Consider the following 15,099-nt stretch of genomic DNA (forward strand, 5'->3'; position numbering starts at 1 on the left):
AGCGCAAGCCCCCGCCCGAGCGCCGCGCCAATCCGGCCGAGCGCGCCAATCCGGCCGCCGCCGCCGAACCGCGCCGCCGGCGTGCGCAGAACCCCCGTGCGCAGAACCCCGAGGTGCCGCCGCATCCGCGCCCGAATGTGCGCTACCGCGAACGCGATTCGGGTCGCATCGAGCGCTAGGGGCGAACAGGCTCCCGCCTTCGTGACAAAGAAGAATCCCCGCACCCCCGCGAATTATCGCGTCGGGTACGGGGATTCGTCGTAGGTGGCGGCGTCTAGCTACGCGCGGTGCGCAATTCGCGCGGCAGCGAGAAGACCAGCGTCTCATTGGCGGTGGTGACCGGCTGCACCTCGCCGAAGCCGTGCTGGGCCAGCATCTCCAGCACGCCCTCGACCAGAATCTCCGGTACCGAGGCACCGGAGGTGAGGCCGATCGTCCGCACGCCCTCGAACCAGGCCGGATCCACCTCGCGCGCGTAGTCGACCAGGTGCGCCGCACCCGCTCCCGCGGTCAGCGCGACCTCGACCAGGCGCACCGAATTGGAGGAGTTGCGCGAGCCGACCACGATCACCAGATCGCACGCCGGGGCCATGGCCTTGACCGCGGTCTGCCGATTGGAGGTGGCGTAGCAGATGTCATCGCTGGGCGGATCCTGCAGATTCGGGAACTTGGCCCGCAGCCGATGCACCGTCTCCATGGTCTCGTCCACCGACAGCGTGGTCTGCGAGAGCCAGATCACCTTGTTCTCATCGCGCACGGTGATCGCGTCGACCGCATCCGGGCCGTCCACCAGCTGCACATGATCGGGGGCCTCGCCCGCGGTGCCCTCGACCTCCTCGTGCCCCTCATGCCCGATGAGCAGAATGTCGAAATCATCGCGCGCGAACCGCTTGGCCTCCTGGTGCACCTTGGTGACCAGCGGGCAGGTGGCGTCGATGGTGTGCAGATTGCGCTCGGCGGCCGACTCGTGCACCGCCGGGGAGACTCCGTGCGCGGAGAACACCACGAGCGCACCCTCGGGCACCTCGTCGGTCTCGTCCACGAAGATCACCCCGCGGTCCCGCAGCGTCTCCACCACATGCCGGTTGTGCACGATTTCCTTGCGCACATAAATGGGCGCACCGTGCTTTTCGAGCGCTTTCTCCACCGTCACCACCGCGCGGTCGACACCGGCGCAATAGCCGCGCGGTTCAGCGAGCAGAACGCGCTTCGGGGCGTCGGCATCCACACCAGCGGACCGGACGATTCCGACATTCAAAGGGATAGCCGAGGACATGCACCTCAGAATACTGGCCGCACGCGTGGCCTGCCCCCCGGCTATAGGCGACACCACACCCGCCTATCGCTCGCCCATTCTCCGGCGACGAACCGAAAATACCGCTCTCACCTTTGCATCACACGGCGTTTCGGGCAGGCTAGGGGCATGTTCCGACCTCCGTTCCTGGCCCGGGTCGCCGCCGGGGCTGCTGTCTATGCCCTAGAGGAAACCCGGCGGCTACCTGCCAGTGCAATCAATTTCCCGATCACCGCGATCAGTCAGCTGCTGCAGACCACCATGCATCTGCAGCAGTTCGTGACCAGCCTCGCTCTCAAGGGTGACGCCGTTTTCGACCGTTTGGTCAATCAGCCGGAAGAACAACCGGCCTGGGCCACGTTCGATGAGGACGAGGTATTCGAGCAAACCCCCAGCGCCGCCCCGGAATCGGCGCGCAAGAGCAGTTTCGATCTGTTCGAACCGGTCGATTCAGTCGATTCGGTCGAGGAAACTCCGGTCGCCACCCCGCCCGAACCCGTTGTCGACGAGCCGGAACCGGTTGCGGCCGAACCGGAGCCGGTCGCCGAATCGGAGATCAACACGCCCGCAACGGCTTCCACGGCGTCCACCAATGGTCACAACGGCAGTGCGCCGGTGCTGGAGCCCGAGGTGGCCATCCGCTACGACTACACCAATATGACCCTGGCTCAGCTGCGTGCCCGGCTGCGCATGCTCACCGTCGAGGATCTGGCCTCGCTGCTCGATTACGAACAGCACACCCGCGACCGCGCGCCGTTCGTCACCATGTTGACGAATCGGATCGCGACCGTTCAGGCCAAGTGATTCCAACCCCCTGAGCGCCGACTACCCGTGGCCGGGTACGCCCGGATGGTCGGCGCTCTCTCATGTCCGGAGTAGGTTTCGGCGGGTGTGAGCACATCCCATCGGTGGGTGCTGCCAGAATCGGTGCGGTGACCTCCGACCAACCGGCGAAGCCGACCAGTACCGCGGATAGTCCGATGCCGGTGCGCACCATCGCCGTGAAGGTGTCGCAGTGGATCGACCGGTTGGGCGCGGTCTGGGTCGACGGGCAGATCACCCAGATCAATCTGCGGCCAGGTACCCGCACCGCGTTCCTGGTGCTGCGCGATACCGCCGCCGATATGTCGCTCACCGTCACCTGCGATCCGGATCTGCTGCGCAATTCCCCGGTGCCGCTACAGGAGGGCAGCCGGGTGGTGGTCTACGGCAAACTCTCGTTCTTCACCGCGCGCGGCACGGTGTCCTTGCGCGTCACCGAGATTCGACCCGTCGGCATCGGCGAACTGCTCGCGCGGATCGCGCGGCTGCGGGCGCTACTGGAGGCCGAGGGCCTGTTCGACCCGCGGCTCAAACGCCCGATTCCGTTCCTGCCCAATCGCATCGGACTCATCACCGGCCGCGCGAGCGCCGCCGAGCACGATGTGGTGACGGTGGCGACACAGCGCTGGCCCGCGGTGCGTTTCGATATTCGCAATACGGCCGTGCAGGGGCCGACCGCCGTACCGCAGATTCTGGAGGCGCTGGCGGCGCTGGACGCCGATCCGCGGATCGATGTGATCGTACTGGCGCGCGGCGGCGGCAGCGTCGAGGATCTACTGCCGTTCTCCGATGAGACGCTGTGCCGCGCAATAGTTTCCGCCAAGACGCCGATCGTCAGCGCGATCGGCCACGAACCGGATAATCCGCTCAGCGACTATGTCGCGGACCTGCGCGCGGCCACCCCGACCGACGCCGCCAAGCGCATCGTGCCCGATGCCGCCGCCGAGGCCGCGCTGCTGCGCGAACTCCAGGCCCGCGCCGCCGCCGCGCTGCGCGGCTGGGTGGATCGCGAATCCCGTGCGCTGCAACAGCTTCGATCCCGGCCGGTGCTCGCCGACCCGCTGCGACTACTGGATCAGCGGCACGATGAGGTGGAGCGGTTCCGCACCGCCGCGCGGCGCGCCATCAATCAGTCGCTGAGCACCGAATCCACCGCCACCCGGCATCTGCGGGAGAAGCTCTCCGCGCTCGGCCCCGCCGCCACGCTCGCGCGCGGTTATGCGGTGGTACAGAAGGTTATCGGTAAGGAACGCGAGGTGGTGCGCTCCATCGACGATGCCCCCGCGGGCAGTCAGCTTCGCATCCGAGTGGCGGACGGTGCGCTCACCGCCGCCGCGCTCGGCTCCCAATCCCTGCGTCCCCGAAAGGAATCCACCCCCGAATGACTGATACCGACCTCGCCGAGATCGCCACTTTCGGCTATGAACGCGCCCGTGACGAACTCGTCAATGTGGTGAAGATGCTCGAACAGGGCGGCCTCGACCTGGACGATTCACTCACCCTCTGGGAGCGCGGGGAGGCGCTCGCCAATCGATGTGAGGAACACCTCGCGGGCGCCCGCAAACGCGTGGAAGACGCACTCGCGCACCGGTCCGAGGAGGGCTGAGCGCGATCTGATCGACGCCGGAGGCCGCCGCGGGTGTGGATCCCGGCCCAAAGCGCCGGGATGACGGAGGTTCGGCGCGCGGCACGGCCGGGATCCAGGTACGCGGAAGGCGGGCCGGAACCGGGCACACGGGAAGACTGGGCCGGACGCGCGGGAGGATTGAGACCAGTCGCAGCAAGGCCCGGCTGGAGCGCGAGGTCTGGAGCCAGGCGGTCGGGAGGGCCGGGGCTAGGTGCGCGGGAGGGCCGGGGCGTTGCCGATCGCGGTGGCGAGGACGGTGAAGGATCCGGCGTTGCCCGCGCCCTTGATCAGGACCCGGGTGTCGCCGAAGTCGGTGATCCAGGCGGGTTCGGTGCCGGGTTCGGCGTAGACGACCCATTTGCGCGCCCCGACCTGCTGGGTGCCGGTGGCGTAGCGGGTGCCGACGATCTTCTTGGCCAGCACCTCCTCGGCCGCATTGGATTGGGTCAGCTGCATATAGCTGCCCTGCGGGGTGATGTAGCCGACGGTGCTCGAGACACCGGGATCGCGACTGCCGGAGTTGGGTTTCCAGTCGGCGGGCAGCGCGGGCTCGCGAATGTCGAACGGCAGCTGACGCGCGTCCTCGGCGAGTGCGGTGTGCGCGTCGAAGTTCGGGATCTGGCCCGCGGTCGGACCATTGGCGCTGAAGGTGCACTGGCTGGCGATGCCAGCGATGACCAGGCAGATCAGGACCAGGGGTAGGAGGGACCAGAACAGGTCCTTCCAGTCGTTCATGATCCGCGGCTTCGTGTTCGGCACGCCCCCAGTATCCACGGTGACCAATTTGCCTCCGCTCCGCTCCGGCGGTTCGTGGCCCTGTCACCCCATTTCTTCCCTCCCTCCGCTCCTTCGCTGCGCTCCCCCGCTCCGCTCAGTCCAGAAATGGGGGCGGGCCACGAACATGAACGTGATCTGGGCAAGATGTGGAACGCGAGTACTTGTCTAGGGCAGTTGGGCGCAATGAGACAATTCACGCAGCAGTAGACAACCAAGGAGGCACCGTAATGACGGCACCCACGCCCGCACCCAGCCGCCGCGAGGCCCCGGACCGTAATCTCGCGCTGGAGTTGGTCCGGGTCACCGAGGCCGGCGCCATGGCCGCGGGACGCTGGGTCGGACGCGGTGACAAGGAGGGTGGCGACGGCGCCGCCGTCGACGCCATGCGCCAGCTGGTGTCAACCGTGTCGATGCGCGGCATCGTGGTCATCGGTGAGGGCGAGAAGGACGAAGCGCCCATGCTCTACAACGGCGAACTCGTCGGCAATGGCGAGGGCGCGGAACTCGACTTCGCGGTCGACCCGATCGACGGCACCACGCTGATGTCCAAGGGCTCGCCCGGCGCGATCTCGGTGCTGGCCGTGGCCGAGCGCGGCGCCATGTTCGATCCCTCGGCCGTGTTCTACATGGAGAAGATCGCCGTCGGCCCGGACGCCGCCGATGTCATCGACCTCTCCGCCCCAATCGCGGAGAACCTACGCCGGGTCGCCAAGGCCAAGAACTCCTTCGTCTCGGACCTGACCGTCTGCATCCTGGACCGCCCCCGGCACGAGCCGCATATGCGCGAGGTCCGCGAGGCCGGCGCCCGCATCCGCCTGATCTCCGACGGTGACGTCGCCGGCGCGATCGCCTGTGCCCGTCCGGAATCCGGCGTCGACCTGCTCATCGGTATCGGCGGCACCCCCGAGGGCATTATCGCCGCGGCCGCGATGCGCTGCATGGGCGGTGCGCTGCAGGCCAAGCTGGCCCCGAAGGACGAGGCCGAGCGGCAGAAGGCCATCGACGCCGGACACGATCTGGATCGGGTGCTCGGCACCGAGGATCTGGTCTCCGGTGAGGACGTCTTCTTCAGCGCCACCGGCGTCACCGACGGTGATCTGCTGCGCGGCGTGCGCTACTACGGCGGCGGCGCGTACACCCAGTCCATCGTCATGCGCGCCAAGTCCGGCACCGTGCGCATGGTGGACGCCTACCACCGCCTGACCAAGCTGCGCGAGTACGCCTCGGTCGATTTCGTCGGCGACGAGGATGCCAGCCCGCCGATGTTCTGAGCCTGGGCAGGCCCGGAAGAAGTATTGAATCCCGCACCGGGGCAATAACTTCGGACGTCTCCTGCGGACGTCCCCCCGTCATCCGGCAAGTCTTTGGCCGGGATCCACACGATCGCGGTGGATCCCGGCCAAGAAGCGCGCCGGGATGACGAGGGGGTGGCGTCGGCCGTCACCGTATTCCCGACCGCGCGTGTGCGGATTCTCCCAAGCGTGGCACCCCCACGCACCCCCGTCCCGGCCTAGGGTCGAACCCATGACCGACGACACCCAGTACCGCATCGAGCATGACACGATGGGCGAAGTCCGCGTCCCCGCACAGGCATTGTGGCGGGCCCAGACTCAGCGCGCGGTGGAGAACTTCCCGATCAGCGGCCACGGTCTGGAGCGTGCGCAGATTCGCGCGCTCGGCCTGCTGAAAGCCGCCTGCGCCACCGTCAATCGCGACCTGGGGCTGCTCGACCCGATCAAGGCCGAAGCCATCGCCGCCGCCGCCACCGAGATCGCCGACGGCAAGCATGACGATCAATTCCCCATCGATGTCTTCCAGACCGGCTCGGGCACCAGCTCGAATATGAACGCCAACGAGGTGATCGCGAGCATCGCCGCGCACCACGGCGTCACCGTGCATCCCAATGACGATGTGAACATGTCGCAGTCGTCGAACGACACCTTCCCCACCGCAACGCATGTCGCGGCCACCGAGGCGGTGGTCAAGGATCTGGTGCCCGCACTGGACCATCTGCGACTGGCGCTGCTGGACAAATCCGTGCAGTGGCGCGAGGTGGTGAAGTCCGGGCGCACCCATCTCATGGACGCGGTGCCGATCACCCTGGGCCAGGAGTTCAGCGGCTACACCCGGCAGGTGAGCGCGGGCATCGAACGCCTGCTGAGCACCCTGCCGCGCCTGGGCGAACTGGCCATCGGCGGCACCGCCGTGGGCACCGGGCTGAACGCGCCGGACGGTTTCGGTGCGAAAGTCGTTGCGGAGCTGAAGAAGTCAACGGATCTGGACGCACTCTCCGAGGCGCGCAATCATTTCGAGGCGCAGGCCGCGCGGGACGGCCTGGTCGAGCTGTCGGGTGCGCTGCGCACGGTCGCCATCAGCCTGACCAAGATCGCCAATGATGTGCGCTGGATGGGCTCCGGTCCGCTCACCGGACTCGCCGAGATCCAGCTGCCCGATCTGCAGCCCGGATCCTCCATCATGCCGGGCAAGGTGAATCCGGTACTGCCGGAGGCGGTTACGCAGGTCGCCGCCCAGGTCATCGGCAATGACGCGGCCATCGCCTGGGGCGGCGGCAATGGCGCGTTCGAGCTGAACGTCTACATTCCGGTCATGGCGCGCAATGTGCTGGAGTCGATTCGCCTGCTGGCCAATGTGTCCCGGCTCTTCGCCGACAAGTGCATTACCGGGCTGACCGCGAACGAGGAGCGGCTGCGCCGCCTCGCGGAATCTTCGCCCTCGATCGTGACGCCGCTGAACTCGGCCATCGGCTACGAGGAGGCCGCCGCGGTCGCCAAGGAAGCGGTCAAGGCGCACAAGACGATTCGACAGACCGTGATCGATCGCGGGCTCATCGGCGATGGCCTCTCGATCGAGGAACTCGATCGCCGTCTCGATGTGCTGTCCATGTCGAAGGTCGACGACAAGAAGGAATAGGACGCGACGACAAAGGGGCCCGGTGACTGACGGTCACCGGACCCTTTTGTCGAATATCACCGCGCCGCAATGATTTCCGGGTAGTTCGTCAGCTCGATGTCGTTCTTGGACTTCTCGGTGGCCTTCATCATCATGCCGAAGGCCCACGAGGTCAGGAACCAGTTGCGGAAACGCAGGCCCAGCGCGGTCTTGGGGGCGAGGAACGGTCCGGCGTTGGCACCGCCCGCCAGTTTGCTGTAGCGCTTCATCATCTCCTGGTAGCGCGGGAAGGCGACGGTGTGATCGCCGTCGGCGAGGGCCAATTCACCGGCCAGCACGTACGCGCCGACCACCGCCAGCCCGGTGCCGAATCCGGCCATGGTGTTGCCGTAACCGGAATCGCCGAGCAGGGCCACGCGGCCATTGACGAAGTTCTTCATCCTCACCTTCGCGACGGAGTCCAGGAAGAAGCTGTTCAGCCGGGGCAGATCGGCCAGCATCTGGGGCACCTGCCAACCGAGGCCGGCGAACTTCTCGGCGACGATGCGTCGCTGCTCGTCGAGATCGTCCCGGTCGAAATCGAGCTTGGGCGAGGCGAACAGGTACATCTGCCCGGCCTTGGAGCTGCCCAGCGATGCCAGCCGTCCCGGGGTGTTCAGCGCGTAGGACACCGCCCGCACCCGCGGCGCGTCCGGCCGCGTCTCCCGGTTCGAGGCCCCCGCGATGCTGTAGTAGTGGCCCTGGTGCTTGACGAACTTCTCCTCCGGGCCGAAGGCCAGCGTGCGCACCCGGGAGTGGATGCCGTCCGCGCCGAAGACCAGGTCGAAGGTGCGGGCCGGGGCGTGCCGGAACTCCACGCGCACACCGGTTTCGGTCTCGTCGAGCGCGGTGATGGTGTCGCCGAACAGGTATTCGCAGCGGTCCGCGGTGCGCTCGTACATGACCTCGGACAGGTCGCCGCGCAGGATCTCGATATCGCCGCCGGTGAAGTCGCCCGAGATGAGCGCCTGCTGGTTGCCCGCCTCGTCGACGATGACGATATCGGTCTTACCGGTCTGACGGGCCTTGACGTCCTCCAGGATGCCCATGTACTCGAGCACCGTCATATGGGTCTCGCCGGTGAAGTCGACGGCCTGACCGCCCTGGCGCAGGGCCGGGGCCTTCTCCACGACGGTGACCTGGAAGCCGTAGCGGTCGAGCCAGTAGGCCAGGGCGGGCCCCGCGATCGAAGCGCCGGAGATGAGAACCGTGGTGTTTCGCATGATGTTGCCCTTCGAGTTATTGCGTCCTTCGGCCGCTGTTGTTGATTAGCGTATGCTGGACGCAGAAGAACGTCAAGTGGAGACTTTTCCGGAAGGATGGCGAGATGCCGACCGCTTTCGAACTGCTCTGGCCCCCACCCGCGCGCCCCAAACGCGGGCCCAAACCCTCCCTGACCCTGGAGGGCATCGTGAGCGAGGCGATCGCACTCGCCGACGCCGAGGGGCTGGCGAACCTTTCCATGCAGCGCCTGGCCGACCAGCTGGGGTGCGCCAAGATGGCGCTCTACCGGTATGTGCCCGGCAAATCCGAGCTGACCGCGCTCATGCTCGACACCGCCTTCGGGGCACCACCGGAAATGACTGCCGCACACACTGATTCGGCCGAACCGTGGCGGGCCTATCTGCGCGTCTGGACCGAGACCATCTACGACCGCTTCGGCGAGCACCCGTGGGCGCTGGAGCTGACGCCCGGCATTCGGCCACTGGGACCCAATGAGATGAGCTGGCTGGAACACGGACTCACCGCCCTGGACGGCTGCGCGCTGACCGCGGCCGAACGCTTCGACACCGTGGTGCTGCTACTCGGCCACGCGCGCAGCCTGTTACAGCAGGTGGGCGGCGTAGACGAGGACGCGGAGGCCGAACTGGCCAGGGAGATGGGCGCGGTGCTGATGCAGCACGGCGACCGCTTCCCCCAGGTCGCCGCCGCCCTGGCCGAACAGGGGACGCGGCCCGAGGACGATCCGGACCGCAATAACGCACTCGACTTCGGCATCGACCGGATCCTGGACGGCCTCGGGGCATACATCGGCGGCCGGAAGTAGGTTCGGCGGGTGGGGATCCCGGCCGCGAACAGGCCGGGATGACAACCGTGCCCGCGCGCCCGCGAGGGTGCGAAGTCGAAGGCGATGGCCCGAAGTCCTCCGAACGCGCGGGAACTCGGCCTAGAGTCGAAAATATGTCGGAGTTACCTGAGTTGCAGCAGGATGCGGTTACCACGGTGCGGGAGTTCTTCGCCGCCATGGAGATGAAGGCCGTCACGGAGGCGCTCGAGCTCGCCGATCCCGGCATCGTCTGGAAGAACACCTCGCTACCGGATGTGCGCGGTATCGATCGGGTGCGCTGGGTGCTCGACAAGCTCAGCAATCCCCGCTACGGATTCCGCGCCGATATGCACCACATCGCCGCCGACGAGGAGGGCGTGGTGCTCACCGAGCGCACCGACTACCTGCGCTTCGGACCGGTGGAGATCTCTTTCTGGGTGTGCGGAACGTTCGAACTCAGCGATGGCCGAATCACCCTGTGGCACGACCACTTCAGCTGGGAGAACTTCCTGCGCGGCACCGTGGTCGGACTATTCCGAGCAGCCCGCTCCCGCTGACGGCCACCGAGTCGTCGAGGCTCACCCCGTCATGCCGGCACGGCCGATCCCGTAATACCGGCATGAACCCACCCCGCCATCCCGGCGCGTTTTTGGCCGGGATCCACACGATTGCGGTACCGCACCTTCGGGTGTGGATCCCGGCCAAAGCATGCCGGGATGACAAATAGGGGGCTGCCCCCGGGGTTACGGCGGGGGCCTACCCCGGATGACGGTGGGTAGGCCCCCGGATGGTGCTGGGGCCTACTTCAGGTGTGCCAGTTCGGTGCGGGCCTTCTCGCCGGTTTCGCCGAAGTCGGTGCGGGTGAAGATATTCCAGCGCTCGAGCAGGGGGCCGAAGACCAGCGCCGGTTCCTGCGCCTTGTCGTAGATCCCCGCCTCGGCGAGCACCTCATCGCTGGTCTTACCGTCGGCCAGATCGACCACGGGGACGTGGAAGTCGGCGATGCGGTCGGCGATGGCGCGCACGGCCTGATCGGGGACCAGGTCCAGGGCGGCCGAGACCAGGTTGGCGAAGAACACCGTCTGCAGTTCGTCATCGGCGGCCAGCCGCTCGGCAATGCTCGCGACGATCGGGTTGTCCGCGGTGGCGGCCGTATTGCGATGCCGCACAGCCGCTGCCGCCTCTTCGAAGGCGCAGGTGGCCAGCACCTCGATCAGATGCATGGCGGGGCGGCGGAAGCCGGCGGTCATATGCGCCATGCGCATGCGCTCGAGTTCGATGGGGTCGACCGCGCGCGTCACCATGAGGTAGTTGCGGACCAGGATCTCGTGCCGGTTCTCCTCGGCGGTCCAGCGACCGACCCAGCGCCACCAGGGTCCGGTGCGCAGGTATTTGCCGATCTCCCGGTGATAGGAGGGCAGATTGTCGGCAATCAGCACGCTCACCGTCAGCGCGAGCTTGGAGACCTCACTGAGCTCGGATTGCCCGGGCTCCCAATCGGTTCCACCCAGGAACTCGAAGTTGCGGCCGTCATCCCACGGCACATAGTCGTGGGGCTGCCATTCCGCCGCCAGGGCGATATGGCGAACCAGGTTTGCTTCCACCTCCGCCGCCAGCTGTTCCAGCAGTTCGTGGTCGGCCAAATCGTTCTGCACGGAGACAACCTAGCGGCTTCGGAGCAAACGCAGGCATCTTCCCAGCGCATTCACAATCGCTATCGGCGATCATCGGGGTGAACCACAATGCCGAACCGGGCCGCGTGGTCCGAAGCGGGGAAGGCTCCGGACCACGCGGTCCCCTACCCGTTGGGCCGGTTCACTTCTCGATGACGGTGGTCTGGTTGTCCACCCAGGTGACGGTGCCGCCGGTGAATTCGCTCTGCTTACCGCCGGTGATGTCGGTTTCGTCCGAGGTCGGGTAGCCGAGTTTGCCGTTCGGGCCGCCGTTCTCCTCCCATGCCTTGCGAATCTCACCCCACACCACGTGAATTCCGGTGGCCGGGCTGCTCACGATGGCCCCGCCGGTGAATTCCTGCATCTTGCCGCCGCCGGGGCCGTCCTGCTGTGCGCCGGTGGGCAATCCGAGCGGTCCGGCGACCCCGCCCATGGCGGTGTACTTGGCGAGGAAGTCACCGGCGACGCTGACCTCGGCCCCGTCCCGGGTGGCGATCTTGGTCTCGGTGGCGTGCTCGGTGGTGGTCTCGGCCGCCATGGCGCTGGTGGTGGCCGCCGCGGTATCGGATTTCGAATCCTTGTCACCCTTGTCGCAGCCCGCGGTGAAAGCGGTCACGACGGCGAGGGCCGCGAGGAATCCGGCCGAACGTCGAGCGAAGGTGCGCATTTCATCCCTCTCGATAACTGGCCAGTTGCTCAGCAATCGTTCGGCAAAACGGTTGACGTTCACCGAACTAACAGCCGAGCAGGTATTTCAGCGCAATATACCCTGCCTACTATGAGATGAAACACAGGCCAAAGATTTGCCCGACCGAGTCGACGAATCGACCCGATCGGGCAAAGGCACAAAGGGTTTGGCCCGGCGCTTACGCGTTCGGCCCGAACTCCTCCAGCATCTCGGTGACCAGCGCCGCGATCGGCGAACGCTCACTGCGGGTCAGGGTGATGTGCGCGAAGAGCGGATGTCCCTTGAGCTTCTCGATCACCGCGGCCACACCGTCGTGTCGCCCGACCCGTAGATTGTCGCGCTGCGCCACATCGTGGGTGAGCACCACCCGCGACCCGCTGCCCAATCGGCTCAGCACCGTGAGCAGCACATTGCGCTCGAGGGACTGCGCCTCGTCCACGATCACGAAGGAGTCGTGCAGCGACCGCCCGCGAATGTGGGTGAGCGGCAACACCTCGAGCATGCCGCGCGCCTGCACCTCCTCCATCACCTCCGGGCTGGCGAGCCCGTCCAGGGTGTCGAAGACGGCCTGCGCCCACGGCCCCATCTTCTCGCTCTCACTACCGGGCAGGTAGCCCAGATCCTGACCGCCGACCGCGTACAGCGGACGGAACACCACCACCTTGCGATGGGTGCGGCGCTCCAGCACGGCCTCCAGACCCGCGGTCAGCGCGAGCGCCGATTTACCGGTGCCCGCGCGGCCGCCCATGGAGACGATGCCGATGCTCTCGTCCAGCAGCAGATCCAGGGCGATGCGCTGTTCGGCCGAGCGGCCGTGCAGTCCGAACGCCTCGCGATCCCCGCGCACCAACTGCACCCGCTTGTCCGGCGTCACCCGGGCCAGGGCGCTGCCGCGCGCGCTGAGCAGCCGAATCCCTGTGTGGCACGGCATATCCCGCGCATCATCGAGATCGATGACGGATTCGTTGTAGAGCCTGTCCACGGTGTCGGAACCGACTTCGAGCTCCACCATGCCGGTCCAGCCGGAGGTGACCACATCCTGCGCGTGGTACTCCTCGGCCCGCAGGCCGACCGCACTCGCCTTGACGCGCATCGGAATGTCCTTGGACACCAGCACGACTCGCTGACCCTCGGCCGCGAAATTGAGCGCGCAGGCGAGAATCCTGGAATCGTTGCTGTCGGTGCGGAATCCGACGGGCAGCACATTCGGATCGGTGTGGTTCAACTCCACCTGGAGCGTCCCGCCACCGGTTCCGACCGGTATCCGCTGATCGAGCCGACCGTGGACCAGACGAAGATCGTCCAGCATCCGAAGTGCCTCGCGGGCGAACCAGCCCAATTCGTGGTGGTGGCGTTTGGCCTCGAGTTCACTGATCACCACGAGGGGCAATACGACGTGATGCTCGCCGAAGCGAGTCAAGGCCCAAGGGTCGGAGAGCAGTACCGACGTATCCACGACGAAGGTTTTCAGTCCTGATTCGGACGACTGCGAGGCGCGAACTCCCGGACCTGTGGTGCGCTTGCCCCGGTTCGAGGCGGCGTTCCCGGTGGGAGCGTTGACGGAGCGTGCATCAGTCACGGTGGGCTCCTTTGCCACTCGCGCGGTACCGCGCAAGCGTTCTCGCTGGGCCGGTCGGGCTCTAGGGTCGTACGACCCGAGGGCCGGGTACCGGCCCCCTCGCACTGAATTGCTCAGTCACGATCAGGACCTCCCGTACGAACCGCACCTACGCGGCCCGCACTCCCGACGCTACCGTCGAAATCGCGATCCGGCTTCCCGACTGGCAGGCACATTGGTGAAGAACTCGTTAACGCGACCCCCCCGTGAGCGTTTCGTCCAATTCCGCGAGGAGTACCGGAACATGGCTGTGCTCCGGATCTTTCACCCCCGTCACCAGCGTCAATGGGCCTGCGGCGGCCTCGCGGCGCAAACGCGCCAACGCTTCCCGCGGCGCGTCGGCGGCGAGTTCAAGTCGATACCGTGTCCCGAACTCGGCGCGTCGTGTCGGTGGGTCGGCGTGATACCACTTCCGGAGATCGTTCGAGGGGGTCACCTCCCTGACCCATTCGTCGATGGCCGCCTGCTGTTTGCCGATGCCGCGCGGCCAGAGTCGATCCACCAGGATCCGGCGACCGTCCTCGGCGGCGGGCGCGTCGTACACACGCCTGACCCGGTACCTCGGTTGCTGTGCCATCGGTCCATTACAGTCGATCGCATGGCCGATACTCAGGATCTCGAGGCGCTCTCCACCAAGGATTTGCACGACCGCGCGGTGAAGCTGGCGGTTCGCCACGGTGATGTGAAGTTCCTCTGGGAGCTGCTCAAGTCCATTCCGGCCGCCGAGGCCGCCGCCGGCGATATCGGCGAGAGCGAAGCCGATATCAAGTACGTGCTGCCCATGCTGGACGATTACGTGCACGCCGGTGAGGGTGAGATCGGCGAGGTACTGCGGCCGATGTACATCGACTACCTGAGCAAACGCTCGTAACCGCGATCACGAGAAGCCGTGCAGGCCGGTCGGAACGGCCCGCACGAAGGGTCCGAAGCCTTCCGGCCCGGACCCTTTGTCCTTGGTATTGGCGACCCACGCGGCGCGCGCGCATCCTATGCACGGTCGTCGAATCGCTCAGCTCGAAGACCGCGCGCACGATGCCCAGACGTTGCTCGAGGTCCAGGCCCGTACCTACCACGACATGATCGATATGGGCTGGGCGAAAACCGTATTCATATGTGGTCGCCATATCGCCTCCGGTCCGCCTCGAATCCCAGAAGACGACGATGATGTTCACGGGCAATCCTTTTCACCTCTAAACTCCGGACATGACCGCTGAGACCACGCCGGAGCTGGTCGTCTACCGCCGCCCGGGCTGCCCGTTCTGCGCACGCCTGCGCCGGGTGCTGAATCGCCACGGGATCATCCACCGCGAGATCGATATCTGGGACGATCCGGAGGCGGCGGCCTTCGTCCGCACCGTCGCCGACGGCAATGAGACGGTGCCCACTGTGAAGCTGAAAATCGCTGCCAAGGAACGCTATTGGGTGAACCCGCGCCCACAATGGCTGCTCACGGTGATCAACACCGACGCCCCCGCCTTGACCGGCGGCCCCAAAAGCTACTGGCCGATCCGCCGCGACGACCTCCCCCGCCCGCGCCCGCCGCAGGCTGGCTGAAACCTCCGATCGGGACCGGCCCCTCCGTCATCCCGGCATGCTTTTGGCCG

The 15,099-nt window shown here is 66.7% G+C and carries 16 protein-coding genes; 9 read left to right on the plus strand and 7 right to left on the minus strand.

All coding sequences use genetic code 11. The features are described from left to right. Positions 1-274 precede the first annotated feature (274 nt). Positions 275-1,276 carry a 4-hydroxy-3-methylbut-2-enyl diphosphate reductase gene (locus NA10_RS28775; RefSeq protein WP_067573536.1) on the minus strand — a complete coding sequence of 334 codons (1,002 nt, stop codon included), beginning with the start codon at positions 1,274-1,276 and terminating at the stop codon, positions 275-277. 147 nt (positions 1,277-1,423) lie between these two features. On the opposite strand from NA10_RS28775, the gene NA10_RS28780 reads away from it, so the two are divergent. The 3 genes from NA10_RS28780 (at position 1,424) to NA10_RS28790 (ending at position 3,722) form a co-directional block, all read left to right on the plus strand. Further along, positions 1,424-2,098 (plus strand): lipid droplet-associated protein, encoded by a 675-nt coding sequence (locus NA10_RS28780; protein ID WP_067573538.1) that lies wholly within the window; start codon positions 1,424-1,426, stop codon positions 2,096-2,098. Between the two features lie 128 nt (positions 2,099-2,226). Continuing rightward, entirely contained in the window at positions 2,227-3,501 is a 1,275-nt protein-coding gene (gene xseA, locus NA10_RS28785) for an exodeoxyribonuclease VII large subunit (protein WP_067573540.1), read from the plus strand. Beyond that, positions 3,498-3,722, plus strand: coding sequence for an exodeoxyribonuclease VII small subunit (locus NA10_RS28790; protein WP_067573542.1), 225 nt, complete (start codon positions 3,498-3,500; stop codon positions 3,720-3,722). Before xseA ends, NA10_RS28790 begins: the two co-directional genes overlap by 4 nt. 228 nt (positions 3,723-3,950) lie before the next feature. Here the strand turns inward: NA10_RS28790 and NA10_RS28795 are convergent, their stop codons facing one another. Next, on the minus strand, positions 3,951-4,502 hold the full coding sequence (locus tag NA10_RS28795) for a DUF4245 domain-containing protein (protein ID WP_174562566.1): 552 nt from the start codon (positions 4,500-4,502) through the stop codon (positions 3,951-3,953). Positions 4,503-4,747: 245 nt separating this feature from the next. Here NA10_RS28795 and glpX point away from each other — a divergent pair, with 245 nt between their 5' ends. Both glpX and NA10_RS28805 read left to right on the plus strand, forming a co-directional pair. Continuing rightward, entirely contained in the window at positions 4,748-5,791 is a 1,044-nt protein-coding gene (gene glpX / locus NA10_RS28800; protein WP_067573544.1) for a class II fructose-bisphosphatase, read from the plus strand. 253 nt (positions 5,792-6,044) lie between these two features. Further along, positions 6,045-7,451 (plus strand): class II fumarate hydratase, encoded by a 1,407-nt coding sequence (locus NA10_RS28805; RefSeq protein WP_067573546.1) that lies wholly within the window; start codon positions 6,045-6,047, stop codon positions 7,449-7,451. A gap of 56 nt (positions 7,452-7,507) precedes the next feature. Here the strand turns inward: NA10_RS28805 and NA10_RS28810 are convergent, their stop codons facing one another. Further along, positions 7,508-8,692, minus strand: a complete 1,185-nt coding sequence (locus NA10_RS28810) for an FAD-dependent monooxygenase (protein ID WP_067573548.1) — start codon at positions 8,690-8,692, stop codon at positions 7,508-7,510. 104 nt (positions 8,693-8,796) lie between these two features. On the opposite strand from NA10_RS28810, the gene NA10_RS28815 reads away from it, so the two are divergent. Both NA10_RS28815 and NA10_RS28820 read left to right on the plus strand, forming a co-directional pair. Next, positions 8,797-9,516, plus strand: coding sequence for a TetR/AcrR family transcriptional regulator (locus NA10_RS28815; protein WP_067573551.1), 720 nt, complete (start codon positions 8,797-8,799; stop codon positions 9,514-9,516). A gap of 134 nt (positions 9,517-9,650) precedes the next feature. Continuing rightward, positions 9,651-10,073, plus strand: a complete 423-nt coding sequence (locus NA10_RS28820; RefSeq protein ID WP_067573553.1) for a limonene-1,2-epoxide hydrolase family protein — start codon at positions 9,651-9,653, stop codon at positions 10,071-10,073. A gap of 243 nt (positions 10,074-10,316) precedes the next feature. Here NA10_RS28820 and NA10_RS28825 read toward each other — a convergent pair whose 3' ends face one another. The 4 genes from NA10_RS28825 to NA10_RS28840 form a co-directional block, all read right to left on the minus strand. After that, complete coding sequence (locus NA10_RS28825) at positions 10,317-11,171, minus strand: acyl-ACP desaturase (protein ID WP_067573555.1); 855 nt, start codon at positions 11,169-11,171, stop codon at positions 10,317-10,319. A 160-nt stretch (positions 11,172-11,331) separates the two neighbouring features. Further along, on the minus strand, positions 11,332-11,856 hold the full coding sequence (locus NA10_RS28830) for an LGFP repeat-containing protein (RefSeq protein WP_067573557.1): 525 nt from the start codon (positions 11,854-11,856) through the stop codon (positions 11,332-11,334). Between the two features lie 199 nt (positions 11,857-12,055). Next, positions 12,056-13,456 carry an RNA 5'-3' helicase PhoH2 gene (phoH2, locus tag NA10_RS28835; protein WP_174562567.1) on the minus strand — a complete coding sequence of 467 codons (1,401 nt, stop codon included), beginning with the start codon at positions 13,454-13,456 and terminating at the stop codon, positions 12,056-12,058. 229 nt (positions 13,457-13,685) lie between these two features. Beyond that, positions 13,686-14,072, minus strand: a complete 387-nt coding sequence (locus NA10_RS28840; RefSeq protein ID WP_067573558.1) for a DUF488 domain-containing protein — start codon at positions 14,070-14,072, stop codon at positions 13,686-13,688. A 21-nt stretch (positions 14,073-14,093) separates the two neighbouring features. Here NA10_RS28840 and NA10_RS28845 point away from each other — a divergent pair, with 21 nt between their 5' ends. Further along, a complete protein-coding gene (locus NA10_RS28845; protein ID WP_067573560.1) occupies positions 14,094-14,366 on the plus strand; it encodes a hypothetical protein in 273 nt (90 codons plus the stop codon). 332 nt (positions 14,367-14,698) lie between these two features. Then, positions 14,699-15,049 (plus strand): glutaredoxin family protein, encoded by a 351-nt coding sequence (locus NA10_RS36085; RefSeq protein WP_084515375.1) that lies wholly within the window; start codon positions 14,699-14,701, stop codon positions 15,047-15,049. The last annotated feature ends 50 nt before the right edge of the window (positions 15,050-15,099 follow it).

This window comes from Nocardia acidivorans NBRC 108247, assembly GCF_001625085.1.
In the GTDB taxonomy this organism is placed as follows: Bacteria; Actinomycetota; Actinomycetes; order Mycobacteriales; family Mycobacteriaceae; genus Nocardia; species Nocardia acidivorans.